We start from the raw sequence: 20,396 nt of genomic DNA, 5'->3' as shown, positions 1-20,396 counted from the left end.
CGGGGTTCTAGAGCGGGATGTTGCCGTGCTTCTTCGGAGGGAGTGATTCCCGCTTCGTACGCAGCTGACGCAGGCCCCGTACGACGTGGGAGCGGGTGTCGGAGGGCATGATCACCGCGTCGATGTAGCCGCGCTCGGCCGCCGTGTAGGGGTTGAGGAGGGTGTCCTCGTACTCCTGGATCAGGCGGGCCCGGGTGGCGTCCTGGTCGTCGGCGGTGGCGATGGTGCGGCGGTGCAGGATGTTCACCGCGCCCTGCGCGCCCATCACCGCGATCTGGGCGGTCGGCCAGGCGAGGTTGAGGTCCGCGCCCAGGTGCTTGGAGCCCATGACGTCGTAGGCGCCGCCGAAGGCCTTGCGGGTGATGACCGTGATGAGCGGGACGGTCGCCTCGGCGTAGGCGTAGATCAGCTTGGCGCCGCGGCGGATGATGCCCGTGTGCTCCTGGTCGACGCCCGGGAGGAAGCCGGGGACGTCCACGAAGGTGATGACGGGGACGTTGAAGGCGTCGCAGGTGCGCACGAAGCGGGCCGCCTTCTCGGACGCGTCGATGTCCAGGCAGCCGGCGAACTGCATCGGCTGGTTGGCGACGATGCCCACCGGGCGGCCCTCGACCCGTCCGAAGCCGGTGAGGATGTTCGGCGCGAACAGCGCCTGGGTCTCGAAGAACTCGGCGTCGTCCAGGACGTGCTCGATCACCGCGTGCATGTCGTACGGCTGGTTCGCGCTGTCCGGCACGATCACGTCCAGCTCGCGGTCCTCGTCCGTGAGGGCGAGGTCCGCCTCCTCGGGGAAGACCGGGGGCTCACTGAGGTTGTTGGACGGCAGGTACGACAGCAGCTGCTTGACGTACTCGATGGCGTCCTTCTCGTCGCCCGCCATGTGGTGGGCCACGCCCGACACCGCGTTGTGGGTGCGCGCGCCGCCGAGCTCCTCGAAGCCGACGTCCTCGCCCGTCACCGTCTTGATGACGTCCGGCCCCGTGATGAACATGTGCGAGGTCTGGTCGACCATGACCGTGAAGTCGGTGATCGCGGGGGAGTACACCGCGCCGCCCGCGCAGGGGCCGACGACGAGCGAGATCTGCGGGATGACACCGGAGGCGTGCGTGTTGCGGCGGAAGATCTCGCCGTACATGCCGAGCGCGCTGACGCCCTCCTGGATGCGGGCGCCACCGGAGTCGTTGATGCCGATGACCGGACAGCCGGTCTTCAGCGCGAAGTCCATCACCTTCATGATCTTCTGTCCGAAGACCTCGCCCAGGGCGCCGCCGAAGACGGTGAAGTCCTGCGAGAAGACGGCGACGGGACGGCCGTCGACCATGCCGTAGCCGGTGACGACCCCGTCGCCGTAGGGCCGGTTGTCCTCCATGCCGAAGTCGGTCGAACGGTGCTGTGCGAACTCGTCCAGCTCGACGAACGAGCCCTCGTCGATCAGCAGCTCGATCCGCTCACGGGCCGTCAACTTGCCCTTGGCGTGCTGCTTTTCGACAGCGCGTGCCGAGCCGGCGTGCGTCGCTTCCTGGACGCGGCGCCGCAGGTCCGCGAGTTTGCCCGCGGTCGTGTGGATGTCGGGGTGGTGCAGCTCTTCCGGCTCGGACATCGGGATGCGGCTCCCTGCCTGCTCAGTGCGAATATGAGGGTGATGTGCTCAGGGGGTTGCTACTGACTCGTAGGGTAGTGGTGCCGATACCGTTCGGCAGTGCGGCGTTTACCACACCTAGGGTGGGTTGCATGACGCCGCGAGATGCTTCAGACGCGAACGACAACCGGTGGTCCGACCTGGACCGTCCACCGCTGAACGGGGCCGCCCTGCGCCGGGCTCTCATCCGCGAGGGCGGGCTCTGGGGCGATGTCCGGATCGTGCCGCGCACCGGGTCCACCAATTCCGACCTCGTGGCCCTCGCCACGGACGAGAAGGCCGACGAGGGCGTCGTCCTCGTCGCGGAGGAGCAGAACGCCGGGCGGGGCCGTCTGGACCGCCAGTGGACGGCACCGGCCCGCTCGGGCCTGTTCTTCTCCGTGCTGCTGAGGCCCACCGGGGTACCCGTCGAGCGCTGGGGCTGGCTCCCGCTGCTCACCGGGGTCGCGGTGGCCACGGCCCTGTCCCGGGTGGCGGGGGTCGACACCGCGCTCAAGTGGCCCAACGACCTGCTGGTCACCGTGGGCGGCGAGGAACGCAAGACGGGCGGCATCCTTGCCGAGCGCGCCGGGAACGACGCGGTCGTCGTCGGCATCGGAATCAACGTCACCCTGCGCGAGGACGAACTGCCCGTGCCCGGCGCGGGCTCCCTCGCCCTCGCGGGCGCCACGACCACGGACCGTGACACCGTGCTGCGGGCCGTCCTGCGCTCCCTGGAGCAGTGGTACGGGAAGTGGCGGGACGTGGGTGGCGACCCCGCCGCCTCCGGTCTCCAGGAGACGTATGCCGCGGGATGCGCGACCCTCGGAAGGGTGGTGCGTGCCGAACTGCCCGGCGACACGTCGATCACCGGGGAAGCGGTGGCGGTCGACGGGGACGGGCGTCTGGTCCTGGCCACGGAGGAGGGCGTACAGCAGCCGGTGGGAGCGGGGGACATCGTCCATCTGCGGCCGGCGTGAGCCGAGGAGGCCGGCAGACCGTACTCAGCGGTGGGGCCCGGAACCGATCGCGGTGCCGAGCTCCGACCGGGCGTACGAGTCAGGAGTGAGCCAGCGCACACCTGCCGTAGAGTTGAGCGCGGTCGATACCTGACCACGGCAGATCGGAAGGGCAGCAGGCGTGACCGTCGACGACACGGGCTCGGGCACGGGTGCATACCCCGCCCCCGACGGTGAGCCGGGGCGTACCGCCGGGCCGGTCACCGACCCGGCGCCCGCACGCGTCGACACGAACGGTGACATGGCCGGCGAGGAGACCGCCGGGCCGACCGGTGGGACGAGCGGTGAGACGACCGGGCCGACCGGTGAGACGACCGGGCGGATGGACGGACAGAGCCGCTTGGACGCGCAGAACCGGATGGACGAGGAGTTCGTCGACTCCGGCGAGGACCCCCTCGCGCTGCGCCTCGAAACGCTCATCCTCGGCGCCGAGCGCCGCTATACCCCCTTCCAGGCCGCGCGCAGCGCAGGCGTCTCCATGGAACTGGCCTCGCGTTTCTGGCGGGCCATGGGCTTCGCCGACATCGGCCAGGCCAAGGCGCTGACCGAGGCCGACGTGCTGGCGCTGCGACGCCTCGCCGGTCTCGTCGAGGCGGGCCTGCTGAGCGAGGCGATGGCTGTCCAGGTCGCCCGCTCCACCGGGCAGACCACGGCCCGCCTGGCCGAATGGCAGATCGACTCCTTCCTGGAGGGCCTGACCGAGCCCCCCGAGCCGGGCATGACGCGCACCGAGGTCACGTACCCCCTGATCGAGCTGCTCCTGCCCGAGCTGGAGGAGTTCATCGTCTATGTCTGGCGGCGCCAGCTCGCCGCCGCGACCGGCCGCGTCGTCCAGGCCGGCGACGACGAGGAGATGGTCGACCGCCGCCTCGCCGTCGGCTTCGCGGACCTCGTCGGCTTCACGCGGCTGACGCGCCGGATGGAGGAGGAGGAACTCGGCGAGCTCGTCGAGGCCTTCGAGACCACCGCCGCCGACCTGGTGGCCGCGCACGGGGGGCGCCTCATCAAGACCCTCGGCGACGAGGTGCTGTACTCCGCGGACGACGCCGGGGTCGCCGCCGAGATCGCCCTGCGCCTCATCGAGACGATGGCCAACGACGAGACGATGCCGGAGCTGCGCGTCGGCATCGCCTTCGGCACCGTGACGACCCGCATGGGCGACGTCTTCGGTACGACGGTGAACCTCGCCTCGCGGCTCACGTCGATAGCGCCACGGGATGCCGTCCTGGTGGACGGCGCCTTGGCGGAGGAACTGATCCGCACCGGGGACGCGCCCGCCTCCGAGGCGGAGGCCGCCGAGGCCGCGGCCGCCGCGGAGAAGGAGGGTGAGGAGCCGCCCGTCTACCGCTTCGCCCTCCAGCCGATGTGGCAGCGCCCCGTCCGCGGCCTCGGCGTGGTCGAACCGTGGCTGCTGGCCCGCCGGAACGGCGACCAGCCGTAGGCCCTGTTTCCTTTGACAGGCCCTGTTTCCCTCAATGGCCCCCGGCGGGGCCCGCCAGATCGTTCACACAGATGCCGACGATCGGCACGCACAGACCCGGCGGGTTCTGGGTGGGCGCCGGGGCCGGGGCGTGGGTGGTGGGACTCGGGTCCGGCGGACGCTGCGTGTGTGGCGGCGACGGTACGACGATGGGCGCGGTCGGGATGCCGGTCGTGTCCGGCACGCTCGCCACGGGGGCGCTCGCCCGGGCGGACGGGATCGTCGCCGTCGCTGAGGACGAGGCGGCCGTCGACGGTGCCGTGGGCGCCGGGCTCACGACCGAGGCCGGGGTCGCGCTCGCCCCGACCTGCGCGCCGGTCGGGCCCGGAGGCGCCGGATGCGCGGAGGGCACGGCCCAGACGGTCGGCGCGGCGTCGAGAGCCTCGCCCGTGGCGACCCCGGGCCTCGGCTCTGCCTCCGTGTTCCCGCTCCCGCCGCCGACCACCGCCTCCGGTGCCATCCGCGCCAGACTCAACGCCCCCGCTGCCAGCGCGAGCCCACCCACGGCGAACAGCGCCCGCCGGGGCCGCGGTTTACGGTGCCGTCCCCGGCCGCCCCGCTCCGGGAGCGGACCGACCGCCTCGCCCTCCACGAGGCCCGCGGAGGTGCCACCGGCGGCTGCCGGGTCTGCCTCCGGGCGACCGGCCGACACGCGACCGGCCGACACGCGACCGGCCCCCACGGGGCGCGACACACCGCGGGTTGCCGCGGCGCCGGGTTCACGCGTCGCCGCAGGGACCGGTGCGCGCCAGGCCGAGGGCAGGGAGTACGGGGTGCGTGGAGTGTCCGTCGGTGTTCCCGACGGCCTCGTCATGTCTGTCGTCGTGCCGTTCGTCATGGTCATCCCTCCCCGATGTGCCCGCGCCCCCCGAAGCACCGGGCGGTGCGCAGGTTATGCGCGTTTTGGGGGCGTGGGGCGGGAGTTGGGCGGGATGTCACTCGAACGGGGTGTGCGGGGCGTGGGGAGGGGAGGTGACGGGTTTCGCCGGGCGGAGGTGGCTGCGATGATCGGAGGCATCGGGAGTTAACCCGCGTTAACCGTTCACCGGGAGGGTGTCATGGCGGAGCAAGGGGACGAGCGGCGGTTCGGGGAGTTCGTCGTCGTACGGCGGCACGCGTACGTCGCGGAACTCGCCCTCGACCGGCCGAAGGCCATGAACGCCGTGTCCACGGACATGGCCCGCTCCATCGCGGCCGCCTGCGAGGCACTCGGCGGCGAGCGAGACGTACGGGTGGTCGTGCTGACCTCCACCGCCGAGCGCGCCTTCTGCGTCGGCGCCGACCTGAAGGAGCGCAACTCCTTCAGCGACGCCGACCTGGTCCGTCAGCGCCCCGTCGCACGGGCCGCGTACACCGGCGTCCTGGAGCTGCCGATGCCGACGATCGCCGCCGTGCACGGCTTCGCGCTCGGCGGCGGGTTCGAGCTCGCCCTGTCCTGCGACCTGATCGTGGCCGACCGTACGGCGGTGCTCGGGCTGCCCGAGGTGTCGGTCGGGGTGATTCCCGGCGGCGGCGGCACGCAGTTGCTGCCGCGGCGGGTGGGGGCGGCCCGCGCGGCCGAGCTGATCTTCTCGGCGCGGCGGCTGGAGGCGGGCGAGGCGAGGGAGCTGGGCCTCGTCGACGAACTCGTGGACGCGGGCCAGGACCGCGGCGAAGCCCTCGCGCTCGCCGCCCGCATCGCCGCCAACTCCCCCGTCGGCCTGCGCGCCGCCAAGCGTGCGCTGCGGCTCGGGCACGGGCTCGACCTGCGCGCGGGCCTGGAGGTGGAGGACGCGGCCTGGCGGTCCGTCGCCTTCTCGGGGGACCGCGCGGAGGGAGTCGCCGCGTTCAACGAGAAGCGCCCGCCGCAGTGGCCGGGGGAGTAGCCCCACGCTTCCCGGCACCCTCCCGGTACGGCCGCTCGGACCCCTGTTCGCCTCACCAATATCCCGAATCGTCGCGAATATCCCTAGCCTGGAGTGATGGGTGAGGACAGACGGCTGAGGGCCGTGGTGGAGCTGGCGCAGGGGATGGCGGCGGCACGCACCCCGCGCGAGTCCTGGCGGGCCGCGGCGCTCGGCGCCTGCCACGCGCTCGCCGGGAGCTTCGCCGCGCTCTCCGTGTGGGAGCGCGAGCTCGGCCGGCTGCGGGTCCTGGCGAACGTGGGCGAACGCGCGCCGGACGAGGAGGAGTTCCCGGACGGCGAGGCCTACCCCGTGCACCAGTTCCCGGAGATCACCGAGTTCCTGCACGAGCGCTGGGCCGGGGGCGGTGGCCCGAACGCCTGGGTGGAGACCGCCGCCGGGCCGGCGGCCGGTCCCGTCGGCTACTGCCATCAGAGAGTCGCCGCCCTGCGCCGGCGCCGCCGCGGCTGCTGCGTCGTCGCCCCGATCGTGCTGCACGGACGGGCGTGGGGCGAGCTGTATGTGGCCCGCCCGGTCACGGCACCCGTCTTCGACCGGGCCGACGCGGACTTCGCGACCGTGCTGGCCTCCGTCGTCGCCGCCGGACTCGCTCAGACCGAGCGTCTGGAGGAGGCCCGGCGCCTCGCGTTCACGGACGCCCTCACCGGACTCGCCAACCGCCGCGCGGTCGACGTACGCCTGGACGAGGCCATCGAGCTGCACCGGCAGGAAGGGGCCGCGGTCAGTCTCGTCGTCTGTGACCTCAACGGACTCAAGAACGTCAACGACACCCGCGGGCACGCCGTCGGCGACCGGCTCCTGGAGCGGTTCGGATCGGTGCTGTCGCTGTGCGGGGCGATGCTCCCGGGCACGCTCGCCGCCCGCCTCGGCGGTGACGAGTTCTGCCTGCTCGCGGTCGGCCCGCCGGCCGACGAGGTCGTCCGGATCGCCGACGAACTCTGCCGCCGCGCAGCCGAGTTGGAGCTGGGGGAGGGGGTGGCGTGCGGGGTCGCCTCGACCGCGGACCCGATCGGTCCGGTGCGCTCGGCGCGGCGGCTCTTCCGGCTGGCCGACGCCGCCCAGTACCGCGCGAAGGCCGTACGGGCCGCGAAGCCCGTCGTCGCCGGGCGCGAGGGACCCGACGACCCGGTCGTGCGTCTCGCCGACGCGCCCTCCCCGGCGCGGGGCGAACGCCGCCGCTTCCGTGGGCGCCACGAGCACCCTCACCCCTGAGTCCGCGCGGGCGTGTGTGACGTACGTCGGAGTAAGGGGTCAACCGCCCACCCACTAGTGACATCATCGAATTCACTGCGTACGCTCCTGAATATGGATATGCACACTGTGGTGGTGGGGACGTCCGGAGTGACCGCGTCCGACGTACTCGCCGTGGCGCGCGGCGGCGCCCGGATCGAGCTCTCCGAAGAGGCGGTGGCGGCCCTCGCCGCGGCCCGCGAGATCGTGGACGCGCTGGCCGCCAAGCCGGAGCCGGTCTACGGCGTCTCCACCGGCTTCGGCGCCCTCGCGACCCGGCACATCAGCCCGGAGCTGCGCGCCCAGCTGCAGCGCAACATCGTCCGCTCGCACGCCGCAGGCATGGGCCCGCGCGTGGAGCGTGAGGTCGTCCGCGCGCTGATGTTCCTGCGTCTCAAGACCGTCTGCTCCGGGCACACCGGTGTGCGGCCCGAGGTCGCCCAGACCATGGCCGACATCCTCAACGCCCGGATCACCCCGGTCGTCCACGAGTTCGGTTCGCTCGGCTGCTCCGGCGACCTGGCCCCGCTCTCCCACTGCGCGCTGACGCTGATGGGCGAGGGTGACGCCGAGGGCCCCGACGGTGTCGTACGGCCCGCGGGCGAGCTGCTCGCCGAGGCCGGCATCACCCCCGTCGAACTGCGCGAGAAGGAGGGCCTCGCCCTTCTCAACGGCACCGACGGCATGCTCGGCATGCTGGTCATGGCCCTCGCCGACCTGGAGACGCTCTACAAGTCGGCCGACGTCACCGCCGCGCTCTCCCTCGAAGCCCTCCTCGGCACGGACAAGGTGCTCGCCCCGGAGCTGCACGCCATCCGCCCGCACCCGGGACAGAGCGCCAGCGCCGCCAACATGCTGGCCGTGCTGAAGGGCTCGGAGCTCACCGGCCACCACCAGGGCGACGCCCCGCGTGTCCAGGACGCCTACTCCGTGCGCTGCGCCCCGCAGGTCGCGGGCGCCGGACGCGACACCCTCGCGCACGCCCGGCTCGTCGCCGAGCGCGAGCTCGCCTCCGCCGTGGACAACCCGGTCGTGCTGCCCGACGGCCGCGTCGAGTCGAACGGCAACTTCCACGGCGCCCCGGTCGCCTACGTCCTCGACTTCCTCGCCATCGCCGCCGCCGACCTCGGCTCGATCGCCGAGCGCCGTACCGACCGGCTGCTCGACAAGAACCGCTCGCACGGTCTGCCGCCGTTCCTCGCGGACGACGCGGGCGTCGACTCGGGTCTGATGATCGCCCAGTACACCCAGGCGGCGCTGGTGAGCGAGATGAAGCGCCTCGCCGTACCGGCGTCCGCGGACTCCATCCCCTCCTCCGCCATGCAGGAGGACCACGTCTCCATGGGCTGGTCGGCCGCGCGCAAGCTGCGCACCGCCGTGGACAACCTCACCCGTATCGTCGCGATCGAGCTGTACGCGGCCACCCGTGCGATCGAGCTGCGCGAGGGCCTGACCCCCGCCCCCGCCTCGCAGGCCGTCATCGAGGCCGTCCGCGCGGCCGGCGTCCAGGGCCCGGGCCCCGACCGCTTCCTCGCCCCGGACCTGGAGGCGGCGGACGCGTTCGTGCGCGGCGGCCGGGTGGTGGCGGCGGTGGAGCCGGTGACCGGACCGCTGGCCTGACCGGAGCGCCTTCGGGCCGCCGCTGTCACGGGGGCGGCCCGAAGTGTGCTACTGTCTCATTGATACGTTTTTGGTACCCATTTACTTTGTGCGCCTGATCGGAATCCTCCGCAGGCGCGTTTTGTTTTACCGGCATCTCCGGCTTTTCCCGGTGCATCTCCGGATTGGGGCCCTACCTATTCAGGAGAAAAACATGGCAACTGGCACCGTGAAGTGGTTCAACTCGGAAAAGGGCTTCGGCTTCATCGAGCAGGACGGCGGCGGCCCCGACGTCTTCGCCCACTACTCCAACATCGCCAGCTCCGGCTTCCGTGAGCTGCTGGAGGGCCAGAAGGTCTCGTTCGACGTCGCGCAGGGCCAGAAGGGCCTGCAGGCGGAGAACATCATCCCCGCCTGATTTCGGGGACGCGCTTTTCCAGAGCCGGGGCCCGCACCTTCGGGGTGCGGGTCCCGGCTCGTGCTGTGAGTGCTTGTCAGTTGCGAGCGCTGTGCGTGCAGTCCGTGGGGCCCAGGAAGGAAATCCAGATCCAGCATGACTCGATCCGAACGTCCCGTCCGTAAGCGGCCGGCAAACGCACGAGGTGGCGCCCAGACCGGCGGCTTCGCGAAGGGCGCGGGCCGCGGCGGCGGCCGTGGCACCGGCAAGGGTCCGGCCCGCAAGGCCGTGGCGCCGCAGGAGTTCTCCCTGCCCGAGACCATCACCCCGGCGCTGCCCGCCGTCGACTCCTTCGACGCGCTCGACATGCCGGCGGCCCTCACCAAGACCCTCGCCGCGCAGGGCGTCACCGAGCCCTTCCCGATCCAGGGCGCGACGCTGCCCAACTCCCTCGCCGGACGCGACGTCCTCGGCCGTGGCCGCACCGGATCCGGCAAGACGCTCGCCTTCGGACTCGCCCTGCTGGCCCGTACGGCGGGTCGCCGGGCGGAGTCGAAGGCGCCGCTCGCACTCGTCCTCGTCCCCACGCGCGAACTCGCCCAGCAGGTCGACGACGCGCTCACGCCGTACGCCACCGCGGTCAACCTGCGCGTGGCCACGGCCGTCGGCGGGATGTCGATCGGCCGGCAGGCCGGCACGCTGCGGCGCGGCGCCGAGGTGCTCGTGGCCACCCCCGGGCGGCTCAAGGACCTCATCGAGCGCGGTGACTGCGTCCTCGACCAGGTCGCGATCACGGTTCTCGACGAGGCCGACCAGATGGCCGACATGGGCTTCATGCCGCAGGTCACCGCGCTGCTCAAGCAGGTCGAGCCGGGCGGTCAGCGACTGCTCTTCTCGGCCACGCTCGACAAGAACATCGACCGGCTCGTGAAGATGTTCCTCACGGACCCCGTGGTGCACTCCGTCGACCCCTCGGCGGGTGCGGTGACCACCATGGAGCACCACGTCCTCCACGTCGCCGACGAGACCGACAAGAAGGCCGTCGCCCTGCGGATCGCTGCGCGCGACGGCCGGGTGATCCTCTTCGTCGACACCAAGCGCGGCGCCGACCGGTTCACCAAGCGGCTGCTCGCCAACGGCGTCCGGGCGTCCGCGCTGCACGGCGGGCGCAGCCAGCCGCAGCGCAACCGCACCCTGGACCAGTTCAAGAACGGTCAGGTCACCGCGCTCGTCGCCACCAACGTCGCGGCGCGCGGCATCCACATCGACGACCTCGACCTCGTGGTCAACGTCGACCCGCCGACCGACCACAAGGACTACCTGCACCGCGGCGGACGCACCGCCCGGGCCGGTGAGTCCGGCAGCGTCGTCACCCTCGTACTGCCCGAGCAGCGGCGGGAGATGACGCGGCTGATGGCCGACGCCGGCATCACCCCGCGCACGGCGCGGATCGCGTCCAGCGACGAGGAGCTCGCCCGCCTCACCGGCGCCCGTGAGCCCTCCGGCGTCCCGGTCGTCATCGAGGTGCCGCAGCCGGCCGAGCAGCCGAAGAAGCGGTCACGGCCGCGGGTCGGGGGCGGGGCGAGGCGTCCGGCCGGAGCGGGTTCGGGCGCGGGTTCGGAGTCGCAGGGCCGTCAGCCGCGGCGTACCGCCGGCGGTACGGCCGGTGGCGGCACGGGCGGCGGCGGTACGGGGGGTGCGGGTCGCTCCGGTGGTCGTGGGCGTGCCCCGCAGCAGCAGCGGCGTACGGAGCGTGGCGGGCAGGGCGGCGGGCGTCGCGCGGCGTAGCCAGGTGAGTATCTGCGGGTTCGGCGGGGGCTGGCCGCGCAGTTCCCCGCGCCCCTGGGAGCACGCTTCCAGGGGCGCGTCGGCCAGGGGCGCCGGACCTTCTCAGTAGTCGAAGTTGCCCAGGAAGCCCGGGTCGATCTTGTCGAGCTCCAGACCGGTGCCTCGGTGGAGGTCCATGAGATCCGACATGTGGATGGCGCGACGGCGGGCCGCGGGAAGGTCGCGGCGGTTGGCGGCCGTCCACAGGACCGGGTCGAAGGTGATCCCGTGGGACCCCGGCATGGGCCCCGTCTCGGCGCGCCAGCCGGGCCAGCGCAGGGTGTCGTAGAACTGCTCTATGCCGTCTTCGTCCAGGAGCCAGCTGAGCCAGTCCGCGTGGCCCACGCCGAGCGCGTCCCAGCGCAGCGAGTCCGGCGCGAAGTACAGCACCTCGCCGGGACCGCCGGGGCGGTTGGCCTGCGCGGGGTCGGGTCCGTTGACCACGAAGACGCCGCCGAGGACGTCATGGGCGATGACGAGCCCGCCCTCCGGCCGCCACGCCGGATCGAAGCGCTCGGGGACGTCATTGACCTCGGCGAAGCTCGGCGTCCCCGCAGGCGCGTCGTCGTCGGGGCTGCCGTAGATGCGCAGCCAGCCGCTGTCCAGCAGCACCCCGCCGCAGTTGAGCACGAAGGAGCCGAGCCAGGAGCGCGCGGTGAGTTGCAGTTGCAGCAGGGATCCACGGGCCTGCGCCGGGTCTGCCGGCAGCACATCCATGGACACCCTGCTGTTGGAGATCGCCTCGGAGAGGAGCGGCCACGCGGGCTCCTCGACATCAGTCAGCTCGGTCAGGTCTCGCATGGGTATCCCGTGGGTTCCGGGCCGGAGCGTCGCGCTCAGAAGGCCGCCGTGCGCTCCCGGCGCACCGAGTAGGTCACAAAGCCGGCGCCGAGGCCCAGGAAAAGGGTTCCACCGACGACGTACGGCGTCGTGTTGACGCTTCCGGTATCGGCGAGCCGGGTCCCGTTGTCTTGCGACCCGGTGGTGTCGGAGCCCGTGTCGTTCGCTCCGGCGTCGCTCGCATCGGCGGCGCCCGACTGGGTGTCACCCGACTCCGTGGAGACCTGCACCGCGGTTCTCGACGTGGTGTTCGTCGACATGTTGCTGTGCTGAGCAGGCTTTTCCGGGGTCGCGTTGGCGGACGGGACGAACCACAGGGCCCCCAGAAGGGTTCCCGCTGCGGTGGCGGTCAGCAACGAGCGACGAGCGGCGGACACGTAATATCGATCCCCTTGTGGCGCTGGCGAATTGGCCGTGTGGGCCGATGCTAATGAAAGGCGCGGGTCGTGGGAAAGTCGCGGGAGCCACGGGCCGTACGCTCCGTCTCATGAGTACTCCTGAGACATCACGATTTGTCCGGCTTCGCGTGGAGCTGGTGTTGGAAGTCGACGACGTGGACGCCGTCACCAAGGCCGCGTTGCGTCGCATCGCGGACGACTCCGGCATGCCGGCCGACGAGCGGACCCACGCCGAGAATGCAGTGACGGAAGACACTGCTGAGGCCCTGGCCTATCTCGTAGACCCGTTCGACCTGGTCAGCGAGGTGCCCGGGGTCGATCTCGCCCAGGCTTCCTGGAGCAGCGAGCCGATCGACTACGACCCCGATTCGCCGGAATGGGACCTCGACGAGGATGATGGCGACGAGGATGACGACGAGGAAGTCGGAGTCGGCTGACGCCTCTTGGGGAAAACGTGACCCCGGGTGGCAACCGCTACCCGGGGTTCTGCCGTCTCCGACGGCGCACCGGCCACCTCCGCACCAGAATTCGGTCCGGCAGTCGGTAACCACTCGATCGGGGTCCGGCGGCTCGGGTCGATTCGGTTGACGCCGTGGATCGGCGTGGTGTTACCCACGCGTCGGACGTATGTGGAATGTCACGAACCGGTCGTAGCGTTGATGGTTCGAACGGGGCTCATGTGGTTCCAGGTGATTCGGCAACGATGGAGAAGCGTGTGATGACGGACAGTAAGCGGCGCAAGGGTCTGACGGCCGCGTCCGCTCTGCTCGGCGGAGTGCTGGTGCTCTCTGCGTGCAGCAGTGGGAACGGCAGCAAGGCCAGTGCCTCGGACGGCGAGACCTCGCAGGCCCAGGCCGATGCGGCGGCGGCCAAGAAGAGCTCACAGGCCCAGATCAAGATCACGCCCGCGGACGGTTCCGACAACGCCTCCATCAACAACGCCGCGGCGGTCGCCGTGAGCAAGGGCACGCTCACGGCCGTCACCATGACGACCGAGTCGGGCACGCCGGTGTCCGGTCAGATATCCGCCGACAAGAAGAGCTGGAAGCCCGCGTCCCAGCTCGAGCGGGCCACCACGTACAAGGTGGCCGCCGAAGCCACCGACTCCGCGGGCCTAGTGGCCCACGAGAACGCCTCGTTCACCACGGTCTCCGCGGCCAACAGCTTCATAGGAAACTTCACGCCGGAGGACGGTTCCACCGTCGGTGTCGGCATGCCGGTCTCGATCAACTTCAACAAGGCGATCACGAACAAGGCCGCCGTGCAGAAGGGGATCACCGTCTCCTCCAGCAGCGGCCAGGAGGTCGTCGGCCACTGGTTCAACGCCAACCGCCTCGACTTCCGGCCCGAGGACTACTGGACCGGCGGCTCCACCGTCACCCTCAAGCTCAACCTGGACGGCGTCCAGGGCGCGAGCGGTGTCTACGGCGTGCAGCAGAAGACGGTCACCTTCAAGATCGGCCGCAACCAGGTCTCCATCGTCGACGCGAAGACCAAGACGATGAAGGTCACGCAGAACGGCAAGACGATCAAGACCATCCCGATCTCCGCGGGTGCGCCGGACCACACGACGTACCAGGGCCAGATGGTGATCTCCGAGAAGTTCAAGGAGACCCGGATGGACGGCTCGACGGTCGGCTTCACGAAGAACGACGGCAAGGGCGAGTACGACATCAAGGACGTACCGCACGCCATGCGTCTGTCGAGCTCCGGCACCTTCATCCACGGCAACTACTGGGGTGCCAAGTCCATCTTCGGCGCGGTGAACACCAGTCACGGCTGTGTCGGTCTGTCCGACACCAAGGGCGCAGGCGACCCGAACACGACGGCTGCCTGGTTCTACAACCACTCGCTGATCGGTGACGTCGTGGTCGTCAAGAACACCGGCGACAAGACCATCGCCCCGGACAACGGCCTCAACGGCTGGAACCTGGACTGGGCGGCCTGGAAGGCCGGCTCGGCCGCCTAGGCCTGTCCGGCGGATCATGCCGCAGACGTGGGGCTTGGCACCCACATCTGCGGCGTTGTCGTCGGTTGCCGACTCCCCCACTCTCGGCTTTGCTCGAGCGGGGGGACCCCCATCGCGTCGACGCCCTCCTCCGCCTTGCAGCTGTACGCACCAAGCCCCACTCGCCAGCGTCGATGAGGCACCGCCCGTTTCCTGCGACCTGATCCGCCGGACAGGCCCTAGTCCGGCCGCACCACCCTCGTTCGCCGATGGCGGCGGTGGCCCTCACGGGTCGCCGCCGCCATCGGCGTTCTCACAGCCTTCAGGGACCGCCCACAGGTGAACTTCCGGGCCGCCACAGCCTTCTCATCCTTCTCTTATGCGGGGCTTATCGCGCCATCACGCGCCGTACCTAGCTTTCCGCCATGTTCTTCACCTACCTGAGGCGCGAACTGCGCCGCCGCAGGAAGGCGGCGCTCGTCGTCGCCTCCGGACTCGCCCTGGGCATCGCCCTGGTCATCGTGGTCAGCTCCGTGTCGTCCGGCATGGAGAAGGCGCAGGGCAAGGTCCTCCAGTCGCTGTACGGACTGGGTACGGACATGACCGTCACCAAGGCGGCGGCGCCGGCGACGAGCACCAGCCAGCGCCCGCGCTTCAACTTCGACGCGAACGACAACGGCTCCACCAAGGAGCAGAGCAGCGACCGCGTCATGGTGCAGGGCTTCCAGACCCTGGCCGCCTCCACGGTCACCAAGGTCGACTCCCAGAAGGGCGTCGCGGACTCCGTCGGCGGACTGAGCCTCCAGGTCATCAGGATCAACGGCCAGTTCACGCGGGGTCAGTTCCAGCAGAACCAGAACGGCGGCACCGGCCAGGGGGGTGGGCGCCCGAACGCCCAGCAGTCCCCGCAGGGCCGTGTCGAGGGTGGCGGCGCCAACTTCGACGTCAACAACTACTCGGTGTACGGCACCGACGTCACCAAGCCCGCCCTCGGCCCGCTGACCTCCTCGAAGATCACCAGCGGTCGTACGTTCCAGACGTCCGAGACCGATGCCAAGGTGGTCGTCGCCGACGTCTCGTACGCCAAGGAGAAGAAGCTCAAGGTCGGTTCCACCGTCACCATCAAGAGCGTCAAGTACAAGGTCATCGGCATCGCCACGCCCGACAGCGGTGACGCGGCGGCCAACCTCTACATCCCGCTCAAGCAGGCGCAGACGCTCAGCGGCTCCAAGGACAAGGTCACCACGATCTACGTCAAGGCGTCGGACTCGCAGCAGATCTCCAGCGTGAAGAGCACCATCCAGAAGAACATCTCGGGGACGACGGTCACCACCTCCGCCGACCTCGCGTCCACCGTCTCCGGCTCCCTCTCCACCGCCTCCAGCCTCGCGTCGAACGTCGGCAAGTGGCTGTCCATCGCGGTGCTCGTGGCCGCGTTCCTGGTCGCCGGCCTGCTCACCTCGTCCGCCGTCTCCCGGCGCGTGCGCGAGTTCGGCACCCTCAAGGCGCTCGGCTGGAAGTCGGGCCGGGTGACCCGGCAGGTCGTCGGCGAGGCCATGGTCAACGGTCTGGTCGGCGGCGCCCTCGGTATCGCGATCGGCCTCGCGGGCGCCTACGTCGTCACCGAGATCAGCCCCACCCTGCAGGCGCAGGTGGGCGGTTCGGGCGGCGGCGGAGGCCAGGGCGGCCCCGGCGGCGGTGGCGGCTTCGGCGGTCCCGGCCGACAGGCCGCGGCCAAGGCCCTCGACGTCGCGCTCACCGCGCCCGTCAGCCTCGGCACCATCGTCGGCGCGGTGGCCCTCGCCATCACCGGTGGTCTGATCGCCGGCGCCTTCGGCGGCTGGCGCGCCTCCCGACTCCGCCCCGCGGACGCCCTGCGCCGCGTCGAATAGGCCCAGCCACCTCATCCAGGAGTTGCACCATGTACGAACTCAGAGGCGTCACCAAGCGCTACACCCGGGGCAAGGAGACGGTCGACGCGCTCGCCGGGGTCGACCTGACCATCGCGGACGGCGACCGGCTCGTCATCCAGGGCCCCACCGGTGGCGGGAAATCCACCCTTCTCCAGATGCTCGGCGGTCTTGACCGGCCCACCGAGGGCAGCGTCGAACTCGACGGCACGGACATGGCCAAACTGTCCGAGGCGAAGCTCACCAAAGTGCGCAGCGAGAACATCGGATTCGTCTTTCAGAGCTTCAACCTGATTCCCACGCTCACCGCTCAGGAAAACGTGGAGACCGCCCTCGTACCTCTCGGTGTGAAGGTGAAGGAACGGCGGCAACGGGCCGCCGACGCACTGGAGTCGGTGGGCCTCGCCGAGCGGCTCGGGCATCTGCCCGCCGAGCTCTCCGGTGGCCAGCAGCAGCGTGTCGCGATCGCCCGCGCCCTGGTCAAGCAGCCGAAGGTGCTGCTCGCCGACGAGCCCACCGGCAACCTCGACGAGTCCATGCGCGACGAGATCATGGAGGTGCTCGAGGCCATGTGGAAGGAGCACGGGCTCACTTTCATCATGGTCACGCACGATTCCTCGATCGCGAAGAAGGCCCCGCGCCTCGCGACGATTCGCAAGGGGAAGATCTCCGTCAAGGAAAACGCGGGTGCTTAAAGAAGTGCAAAAGGAGCGTGCGGGGGCTTAGCGGAACAACTCCGTCAACTCTTCACCCTCGCCCCGCTATTGAGGGGGCTATCACCCCCCGGGCATACTTGCGTATTCCGGGGGGTGTACGTGCATGCGTACGAGGCTTCCCCCGACCGGATGAACGGGGATTCGTCCGGACCTGATCTCCAGGGGGAGACTTGCGCAGACAAGTGAAAAGAGCGTGCGCGGCAACCATCGCGATGGCGGCGTCCGTGGCACTGGCGGCGGGTATGACCAGCCCGGCGTCCGCGCGGGCGGAGCAGCGCACGGCGGGCGTGTCCGCGGCCGGGAAAGCGGCTGGGATCACGGCCAAGCACCGCATCACCCTCATCACCGGTGACCGGGTGGTCGTCGACGCCAAGGGGCGCGTCGTCGGCTTCGAGCGGGCCAAGGGCCGCGAGCACGTGCCCGTGCAGATCCGCAAGGCCGGCGGCCACACCCTGGTGGTGCCGGCCGACGCCCAGGCGCTCATAGCCGGCGGCAAGCTCGACCGGCGGCTCTTCGATGTCACCGAGCTCAACAAGGCGGCGGTCCGCAAGTCCCAGCAGCGGGGCCTGAAGGTGATCGTCGGCTACCGAGGATCCGCGGCGGCCGCCAAGGCCGACGTCCGCGACGCCGGCACGCTCCGCAGGAGCCTGAAGGCCCTGAACGCGGACGCGGTGCAGACGCCGCAGCGGGACGCGGCCCAGCTGTGGTCCGCGGTCACCGACGACGGGAAGACGGCCTCCGGCATCGCGCACGTCTGGCTGGACGGCGTCCGCAAGGCGAGCCTCGACAAGTCCGTGCCGCAGATCGGCGCCCCCACGGCATGGGCGGCCGGATACGACGGCAAGGGCGTCAAGATCGCCGTCCTGGACACCGGCGTCGACGCGAGCCACCCGGACCTCAAGACCCAGGTGATCGAGTCCAAGAACTTCTCCACCGCCGCCGACGCCACCGACCACTTCGGCCACGGCACCCACGTCGCGTCCATCGCGGCGGGCACCGGTGCCAAGTCGGGCGGCAAGTACAAGGGTGTCGCGCCCGGCGCGAAGATCCTCAACGGCAAGGTCCTCGACGACACCGGCAGCGGCGACGACTCCAACATCCTCGCGGGCATGGAGTGGGCGGCCGAGCAGGGCGCCGACATCGTGAACCTGAGCCTGGGCGGCCAGGACACCCCCGACATCGACCCGTTGGAGGCCGAGGTCAACAAGCTCTCGGCCGAGAAGGGCATCCTCTTCGCGATCGCGGCGGGCAACGAGGGCCCCGAGTCGATCGGCTCCCCCGGCAGCGCGGACGCCGCGCTCACCGTCGGCGCCGTCGACGACAACGACAAGCTGGCGGACTTCTCCAGCACCGGCCCGCGCGTCGGCGACAGCGCCATCAAGCCGGACGTCACCGCGCCCGGCGTGGACATCACGGCGGCGGCGGCCCCGGGCAGCCTCATCGACCAGGAGGTCGGCGAGAAGCCCGCGGGCTACCTGACCATTTCCGGTACGTCGATGGCGACCCCGCATGTCGCGGGCGCCGCGGCCATCCTCAAGCAGGAACACCCGGACTGGACGTACACCGAGCTCAAGAGTGCGCTGACGGGCTCCGCGAAGGGCGGCAAGTACACGCCGTTCCAGCAGGGTTCGGGCCGGATCGCCGTCGACAAGGCGATCAAGCAGACCGTGCTCGCCGACCCGTCATCGGTGAGCTTCGGTGTCGCGCAGTGGCCGCACACCGACGACACGGCGACGACCAGGCAGCTGACGTACCGCAACCTCGGGACGACGGACGTCACCCTGACCCTGGCGATCTCCGCGACCGACCCCAAGGGCCAGGCGGCTCCGGCGGGCTTCTTCGCGCTCGGCGCCAAGACGCTCACCGTCCCGGCGGGCGGCAAGGCCGCTGTCGACGTCACCGCGAACACGAAGCTCGGCGGCGCCCTCGACGGCGCGTACTCGGCGTACGTGACGGCGAGCGGCGGCGGCCAGGCCGTGCGCACGGCCGTAGCGGTCGAGCGCGAGGTGGAGTCGTACGACGTCACCCTCAAGTACGTCAACCGCGCCGGTGAGATGCCCACGCACCTCACCGACCTGGAGGGCTACTCCGGCGTCGGCGAGGCCCGGGACTACACGTCGCAGAGCACGGCCGACACCGCGACCCTGCGTGTTCCCAAGGGCAAGTACGTGCTCAACTCCCTCTTCGTGAAGGACCTGGTCGAGGCGAAGGGCGGGGTCGACTGGCTGATCCAGCCCCGGCTGAGCGTCACCAGGAACACCACGGTGACCCTCGACGCCCGTACCGCCAAGGGCGCCGACATCACGGTGCCGGACGCGGGGGCGAAGCCGCTGTCGGCGCTCGTCAACTACTTCGACGACGCCACCGGCCTCGGCACCGGCATCGGCCTTGCCTCCTTCCAGGACGTGCGCGTGGCACACGTCGGCCCGGCGATCTCCTCCGGCCTCTTCCAGAGCTGGTCCGGACAGTGGACCAAGGGTGCGGGCACCGAGTACGACACCTTCACCGGCACCAGGACGACCAAGCTCCAGGGCGCGCACGTCAAGCACTACAAGGCGAGCGAGCTGGCCAAGGTGAAGGCCAACCTCGGGGCCGCGGCCTCCGGCAAGACGGGCGCGGTCACCGCGTACGGCTTCCTGCCCGACGACGACAGCATGAGCGTCGGGGTCAGCCAGAAGCTGCCGTCCTCGCGCACGCTGTACGTGTCGACCGGTGAGAAGGTCCAGTGGGCGTTCGACTTCGAGCAGGACGCCGGCGTCGACGCCACCGGGACCCCGATCATCGAGGCCTACTACACGGACGACTACCCGCAGATCCTCACGGCGGGCAAGAGCTACACGAGGACGTACAACACGGCCGTCTTCGGCCCGAAGATCAACGCGGACTACGGCGTCTTCCGGAACGGCAACAGCATCGCGGGCTACCTGCCGCTGTTCGCCGACGGGAGCGGTCACCCCGGCTCCTCGCTGTACACCTCCGTGACGACGACGCTGTACCGCAACGGCGCGAAGGTCGGTTCGAACGACGACCCGCTCGTGGGGATGAAGGAGTTCAAGGTCCCGGCCGCCGAGGCCACCTACAAGCTCACGACCTCGGTCAAGCGCACGGTGAAGGTCGCCGCGGCCTCCACGCGGATCGACGCCAGCTGGACCTTCAAGTCGAAGAAGGCCGACTTCGCGAAGCTGCCCACCTCCACGGTCCGCTTCAACGCCACCACCGGCCTCGACAGCCGTGTCGCGGCCGGCAAGACGGTCGCGATCCCGGTCTCCGTGCAGGGCTCGGCCGCGGGCAAGAACCTCAAGTCGCTGTACGTCTACGTCTCGTACGACTACGGCCAGACCTGGAAGATGCTCAAGGTCAAGAACGGCAAGATCACCGTCAAGAACCCGGCGAAGGGGAAGGGCATCTCCTTCCACGCGAAGATCACCGACAAGCAGGGCAACAAGTCGACGGTCTCGATCTACAACGCGTACTACGGAAAGTGACGGCCAGTACGTAGCCGAGGCCGGA

16 protein-coding genes are annotated in these 20,396 nt (G+C 70.6%); 12 read left to right on the top strand and 4 right to left on the bottom strand.

The features are described 5' to 3' along the window. Positions 1-7: 7 nt before the first annotated feature. A complete protein-coding gene (locus ACZ7M2_RS10010; RefSeq protein ID WP_471594848.1) occupies positions 8-1,600 on the bottom strand; it encodes an acyl-CoA carboxylase subunit beta in 1,593 nt (530 codons plus the stop codon). A gap of 131 nt (positions 1,601-1,731) precedes the next feature. Between ACZ7M2_RS10010 and ACZ7M2_RS10005 the strand changes: the two genes are divergently transcribed. Beyond that, on the top strand, positions 1,732-2,598 hold the full coding sequence (locus ACZ7M2_RS10005) for a biotin--[acetyl-CoA-carboxylase] ligase (RefSeq protein ID WP_471594847.1): 867 nt from the start codon (positions 1,732-1,734) through the stop codon (positions 2,596-2,598). Positions 2,599-2,995: 397 nt separating this feature from the next. Further along, positions 2,996-4,078 (top strand): adenylate/guanylate cyclase domain-containing protein, encoded by a 1,083-nt coding sequence (locus tag ACZ7M2_RS10000; protein ID WP_471595216.1) that lies wholly within the window; start codon positions 2,996-2,998, stop codon positions 4,076-4,078. 31 nt (positions 4,079-4,109) lie between these two features. Here the strand turns inward: ACZ7M2_RS10000 and ACZ7M2_RS09995 are convergent, their stop codons facing one another. Then, a complete protein-coding gene (locus tag ACZ7M2_RS09995; RefSeq protein WP_471594846.1) occupies positions 4,110-4,955 on the bottom strand; it encodes a hypothetical protein in 846 nt (281 codons plus the stop codon). 220 nt (positions 4,956-5,175) lie between these two features. Between ACZ7M2_RS09995 and ACZ7M2_RS09990 the strand changes: the two genes are divergently transcribed. From ACZ7M2_RS09990 to ACZ7M2_RS09970, 5 genes are all read left to right on the top strand, one after another. After that, complete coding sequence (locus ACZ7M2_RS09990; protein ID WP_097286015.1) at positions 5,176-5,982, top strand: enoyl-CoA hydratase/isomerase family protein; 807 nt, start codon at positions 5,176-5,178, stop codon at positions 5,980-5,982. 96 nt (positions 5,983-6,078) lie between these two features. Further along, the gene (locus tag ACZ7M2_RS09985) at positions 6,079-7,233 is read left to right on the top strand and encodes a GGDEF domain-containing protein (RefSeq protein WP_471594845.1); all 1,155 of its coding nucleotides are present in this window, start codon (positions 6,079-6,081) and stop codon (positions 7,231-7,233) included. A gap of 99 nt (positions 7,234-7,332) precedes the next feature. Further along, on the top strand, positions 7,333-8,871 hold the full coding sequence (gene hutH / locus ACZ7M2_RS09980) for a histidine ammonia-lyase (RefSeq protein WP_471595215.1): 1,539 nt from the start codon (positions 7,333-7,335) through the stop codon (positions 8,869-8,871). 193 nt (positions 8,872-9,064) lie between these two features. Further along, the gene (locus ACZ7M2_RS09975; protein ID WP_028803001.1) at positions 9,065-9,268 is read left to right on the top strand and encodes a cold-shock protein; all 204 of its coding nucleotides are present in this window, start codon (positions 9,065-9,067) and stop codon (positions 9,266-9,268) included. 135 nt (positions 9,269-9,403) lie between these two features. After that, positions 9,404-11,035: a DEAD/DEAH box helicase gene (locus ACZ7M2_RS09970; RefSeq protein WP_471594844.1), complete on the top strand. Its 1,632-nt coding sequence runs from the start codon at positions 9,404-9,406 to the stop codon at positions 11,033-11,035. A 102-nt stretch (positions 11,036-11,137) separates the two neighbouring features. Here ACZ7M2_RS09970 and ACZ7M2_RS09965 read toward each other — a convergent pair whose 3' ends face one another. Both ACZ7M2_RS09965 and ACZ7M2_RS09960 read right to left on the bottom strand, forming a co-directional pair. After that, positions 11,138-11,875, bottom strand: coding sequence for a DUF2625 family protein (locus ACZ7M2_RS09965; RefSeq protein ID WP_471594843.1), 738 nt, complete (start codon positions 11,873-11,875; stop codon positions 11,138-11,140). 35 nt (positions 11,876-11,910) lie between these two features. Further along, entirely contained in the window at positions 11,911-12,291 is a 381-nt protein-coding gene (locus tag ACZ7M2_RS09960) for a cell wall protein (protein WP_471594842.1), read from the bottom strand. A gap of 110 nt (positions 12,292-12,401) precedes the next feature. Between ACZ7M2_RS09960 and ACZ7M2_RS09955 the strand changes: the two genes are divergently transcribed. The 5 genes from ACZ7M2_RS09955 (at position 12,402) to ACZ7M2_RS09935 (ending at position 20,371) form a co-directional block, all read left to right on the top strand. Further along, positions 12,402-12,749: a hypothetical protein gene (locus ACZ7M2_RS09955; RefSeq protein ID WP_471594841.1), complete on the top strand. Its 348-nt coding sequence runs from the start codon at positions 12,402-12,404 to the stop codon at positions 12,747-12,749. A 266-nt stretch (positions 12,750-13,015) separates the two neighbouring features. Next, positions 13,016-14,281, top strand: coding sequence for a L,D-transpeptidase (locus ACZ7M2_RS09950; RefSeq protein ID WP_471594840.1), 1,266 nt, complete (start codon positions 13,016-13,018; stop codon positions 14,279-14,281). A gap of 404 nt (positions 14,282-14,685) precedes the next feature. After that, positions 14,686-16,152 (top strand): ABC transporter permease, encoded by a 1,467-nt coding sequence (locus ACZ7M2_RS09945; protein WP_470052397.1) that lies wholly within the window; start codon positions 14,686-14,688, stop codon positions 16,150-16,152. Positions 16,153-16,181: 29 nt separating this feature from the next. Beyond that, on the top strand, positions 16,182-16,865 hold the full coding sequence (locus ACZ7M2_RS09940) for an ABC transporter ATP-binding protein (protein ID WP_319751483.1): 684 nt from the start codon (positions 16,182-16,184) through the stop codon (positions 16,863-16,865). Between the two features lie 233 nt (positions 16,866-17,098). Further along, entirely contained in the window at positions 17,099-20,371 is a 3,273-nt protein-coding gene (locus ACZ7M2_RS09935) for a S8 family peptidase (protein ID WP_471594839.1), read from the top strand. The last annotated feature ends 25 nt before the right edge of the window (positions 20,372-20,396 follow it).

The sequence above is a fragment of the Streptomyces sp. NPDC111507 genome (assembly GCF_055638955.1).
This window is presented reverse-complemented; position numbering and strand designations above follow the sequence as displayed.

Bases quoted from the DNA above. Each gene is read 5' to 3' on its own strand.
- ACZ7M2_RS09975 (WP_028803001.1), top strand. From the start codon at position 9,065: ATGGCAACTGGCACCGTGAAGTGGTTCAACTCGGAAAAGGGCTTCGGC.
- ACZ7M2_RS09990 (WP_097286015.1), top strand. From the start codon at position 5,176: ATGGCGGAGCAAGGGGACGAGCGGCGGTTCGGGGAGTTCGTCGTCGTA.
- ACZ7M2_RS09970 (WP_471594844.1), top strand. From the start codon at position 9,404: ATGACTCGATCCGAACGTCCCGTCCGTAAGCGGCCGGCAAACGCACGA.
- ACZ7M2_RS10000 (WP_471595216.1), top strand. From the start codon at position 2,996: ATGGACGAGGAGTTCGTCGACTCCGGCGAGGACCCCCTCGCGCTGCGC.
- ACZ7M2_RS09950 (WP_471594840.1), top strand. From the start codon at position 13,016: ATGGAGAAGCGTGTGATGACGGACAGTAAGCGGCGCAAGGGTCTGACG.
- ACZ7M2_RS09940 (WP_319751483.1), top strand. From the start codon at position 16,182: ATGTACGAACTCAGAGGCGTCACCAAGCGCTACACCCGGGGCAAGGAG.
- ACZ7M2_RS10005 (WP_471594847.1), top strand. From the start codon at position 1,732: ATGACGCCGCGAGATGCTTCAGACGCGAACGACAACCGGTGGTCCGAC.
- ACZ7M2_RS09935 (WP_471594839.1), top strand. From the start codon at position 17,099: ATGGCGGCGTCCGTGGCACTGGCGGCGGGTATGACCAGCCCGGCGTCC.
- ACZ7M2_RS09955 (WP_471594841.1), top strand. From the start codon at position 12,402: ATGAGTACTCCTGAGACATCACGATTTGTCCGGCTTCGCGTGGAGCTG.
- ACZ7M2_RS09945 (WP_470052397.1), top strand. From the start codon at position 14,686: ATGTTCTTCACCTACCTGAGGCGCGAACTGCGCCGCCGCAGGAAGGCG.
- hutH (WP_471595215.1), top strand. From the start codon at position 7,333: ATGCACACTGTGGTGGTGGGGACGTCCGGAGTGACCGCGTCCGACGTA.
- ACZ7M2_RS09985 (WP_471594845.1), top strand. From the start codon at position 6,079: ATGGGTGAGGACAGACGGCTGAGGGCCGTGGTGGAGCTGGCGCAGGGG.
- ACZ7M2_RS10010 (WP_471594848.1), bottom strand. From the start codon at position 1,600: ATGTCCGAGCCGGAAGAGCTGCACCACCCCGACATCCACACGACCGCG.
- ACZ7M2_RS09995 (WP_471594846.1), bottom strand. From the start codon at position 4,955: ATGACGAACGGCACGACGACAGACATGACGAGGCCGTCGGGAACACCG.
- ACZ7M2_RS09965 (WP_471594843.1), bottom strand. From the start codon at position 11,875: ATGCGAGACCTGACCGAGCTGACTGATGTCGAGGAGCCCGCGTGGCCG.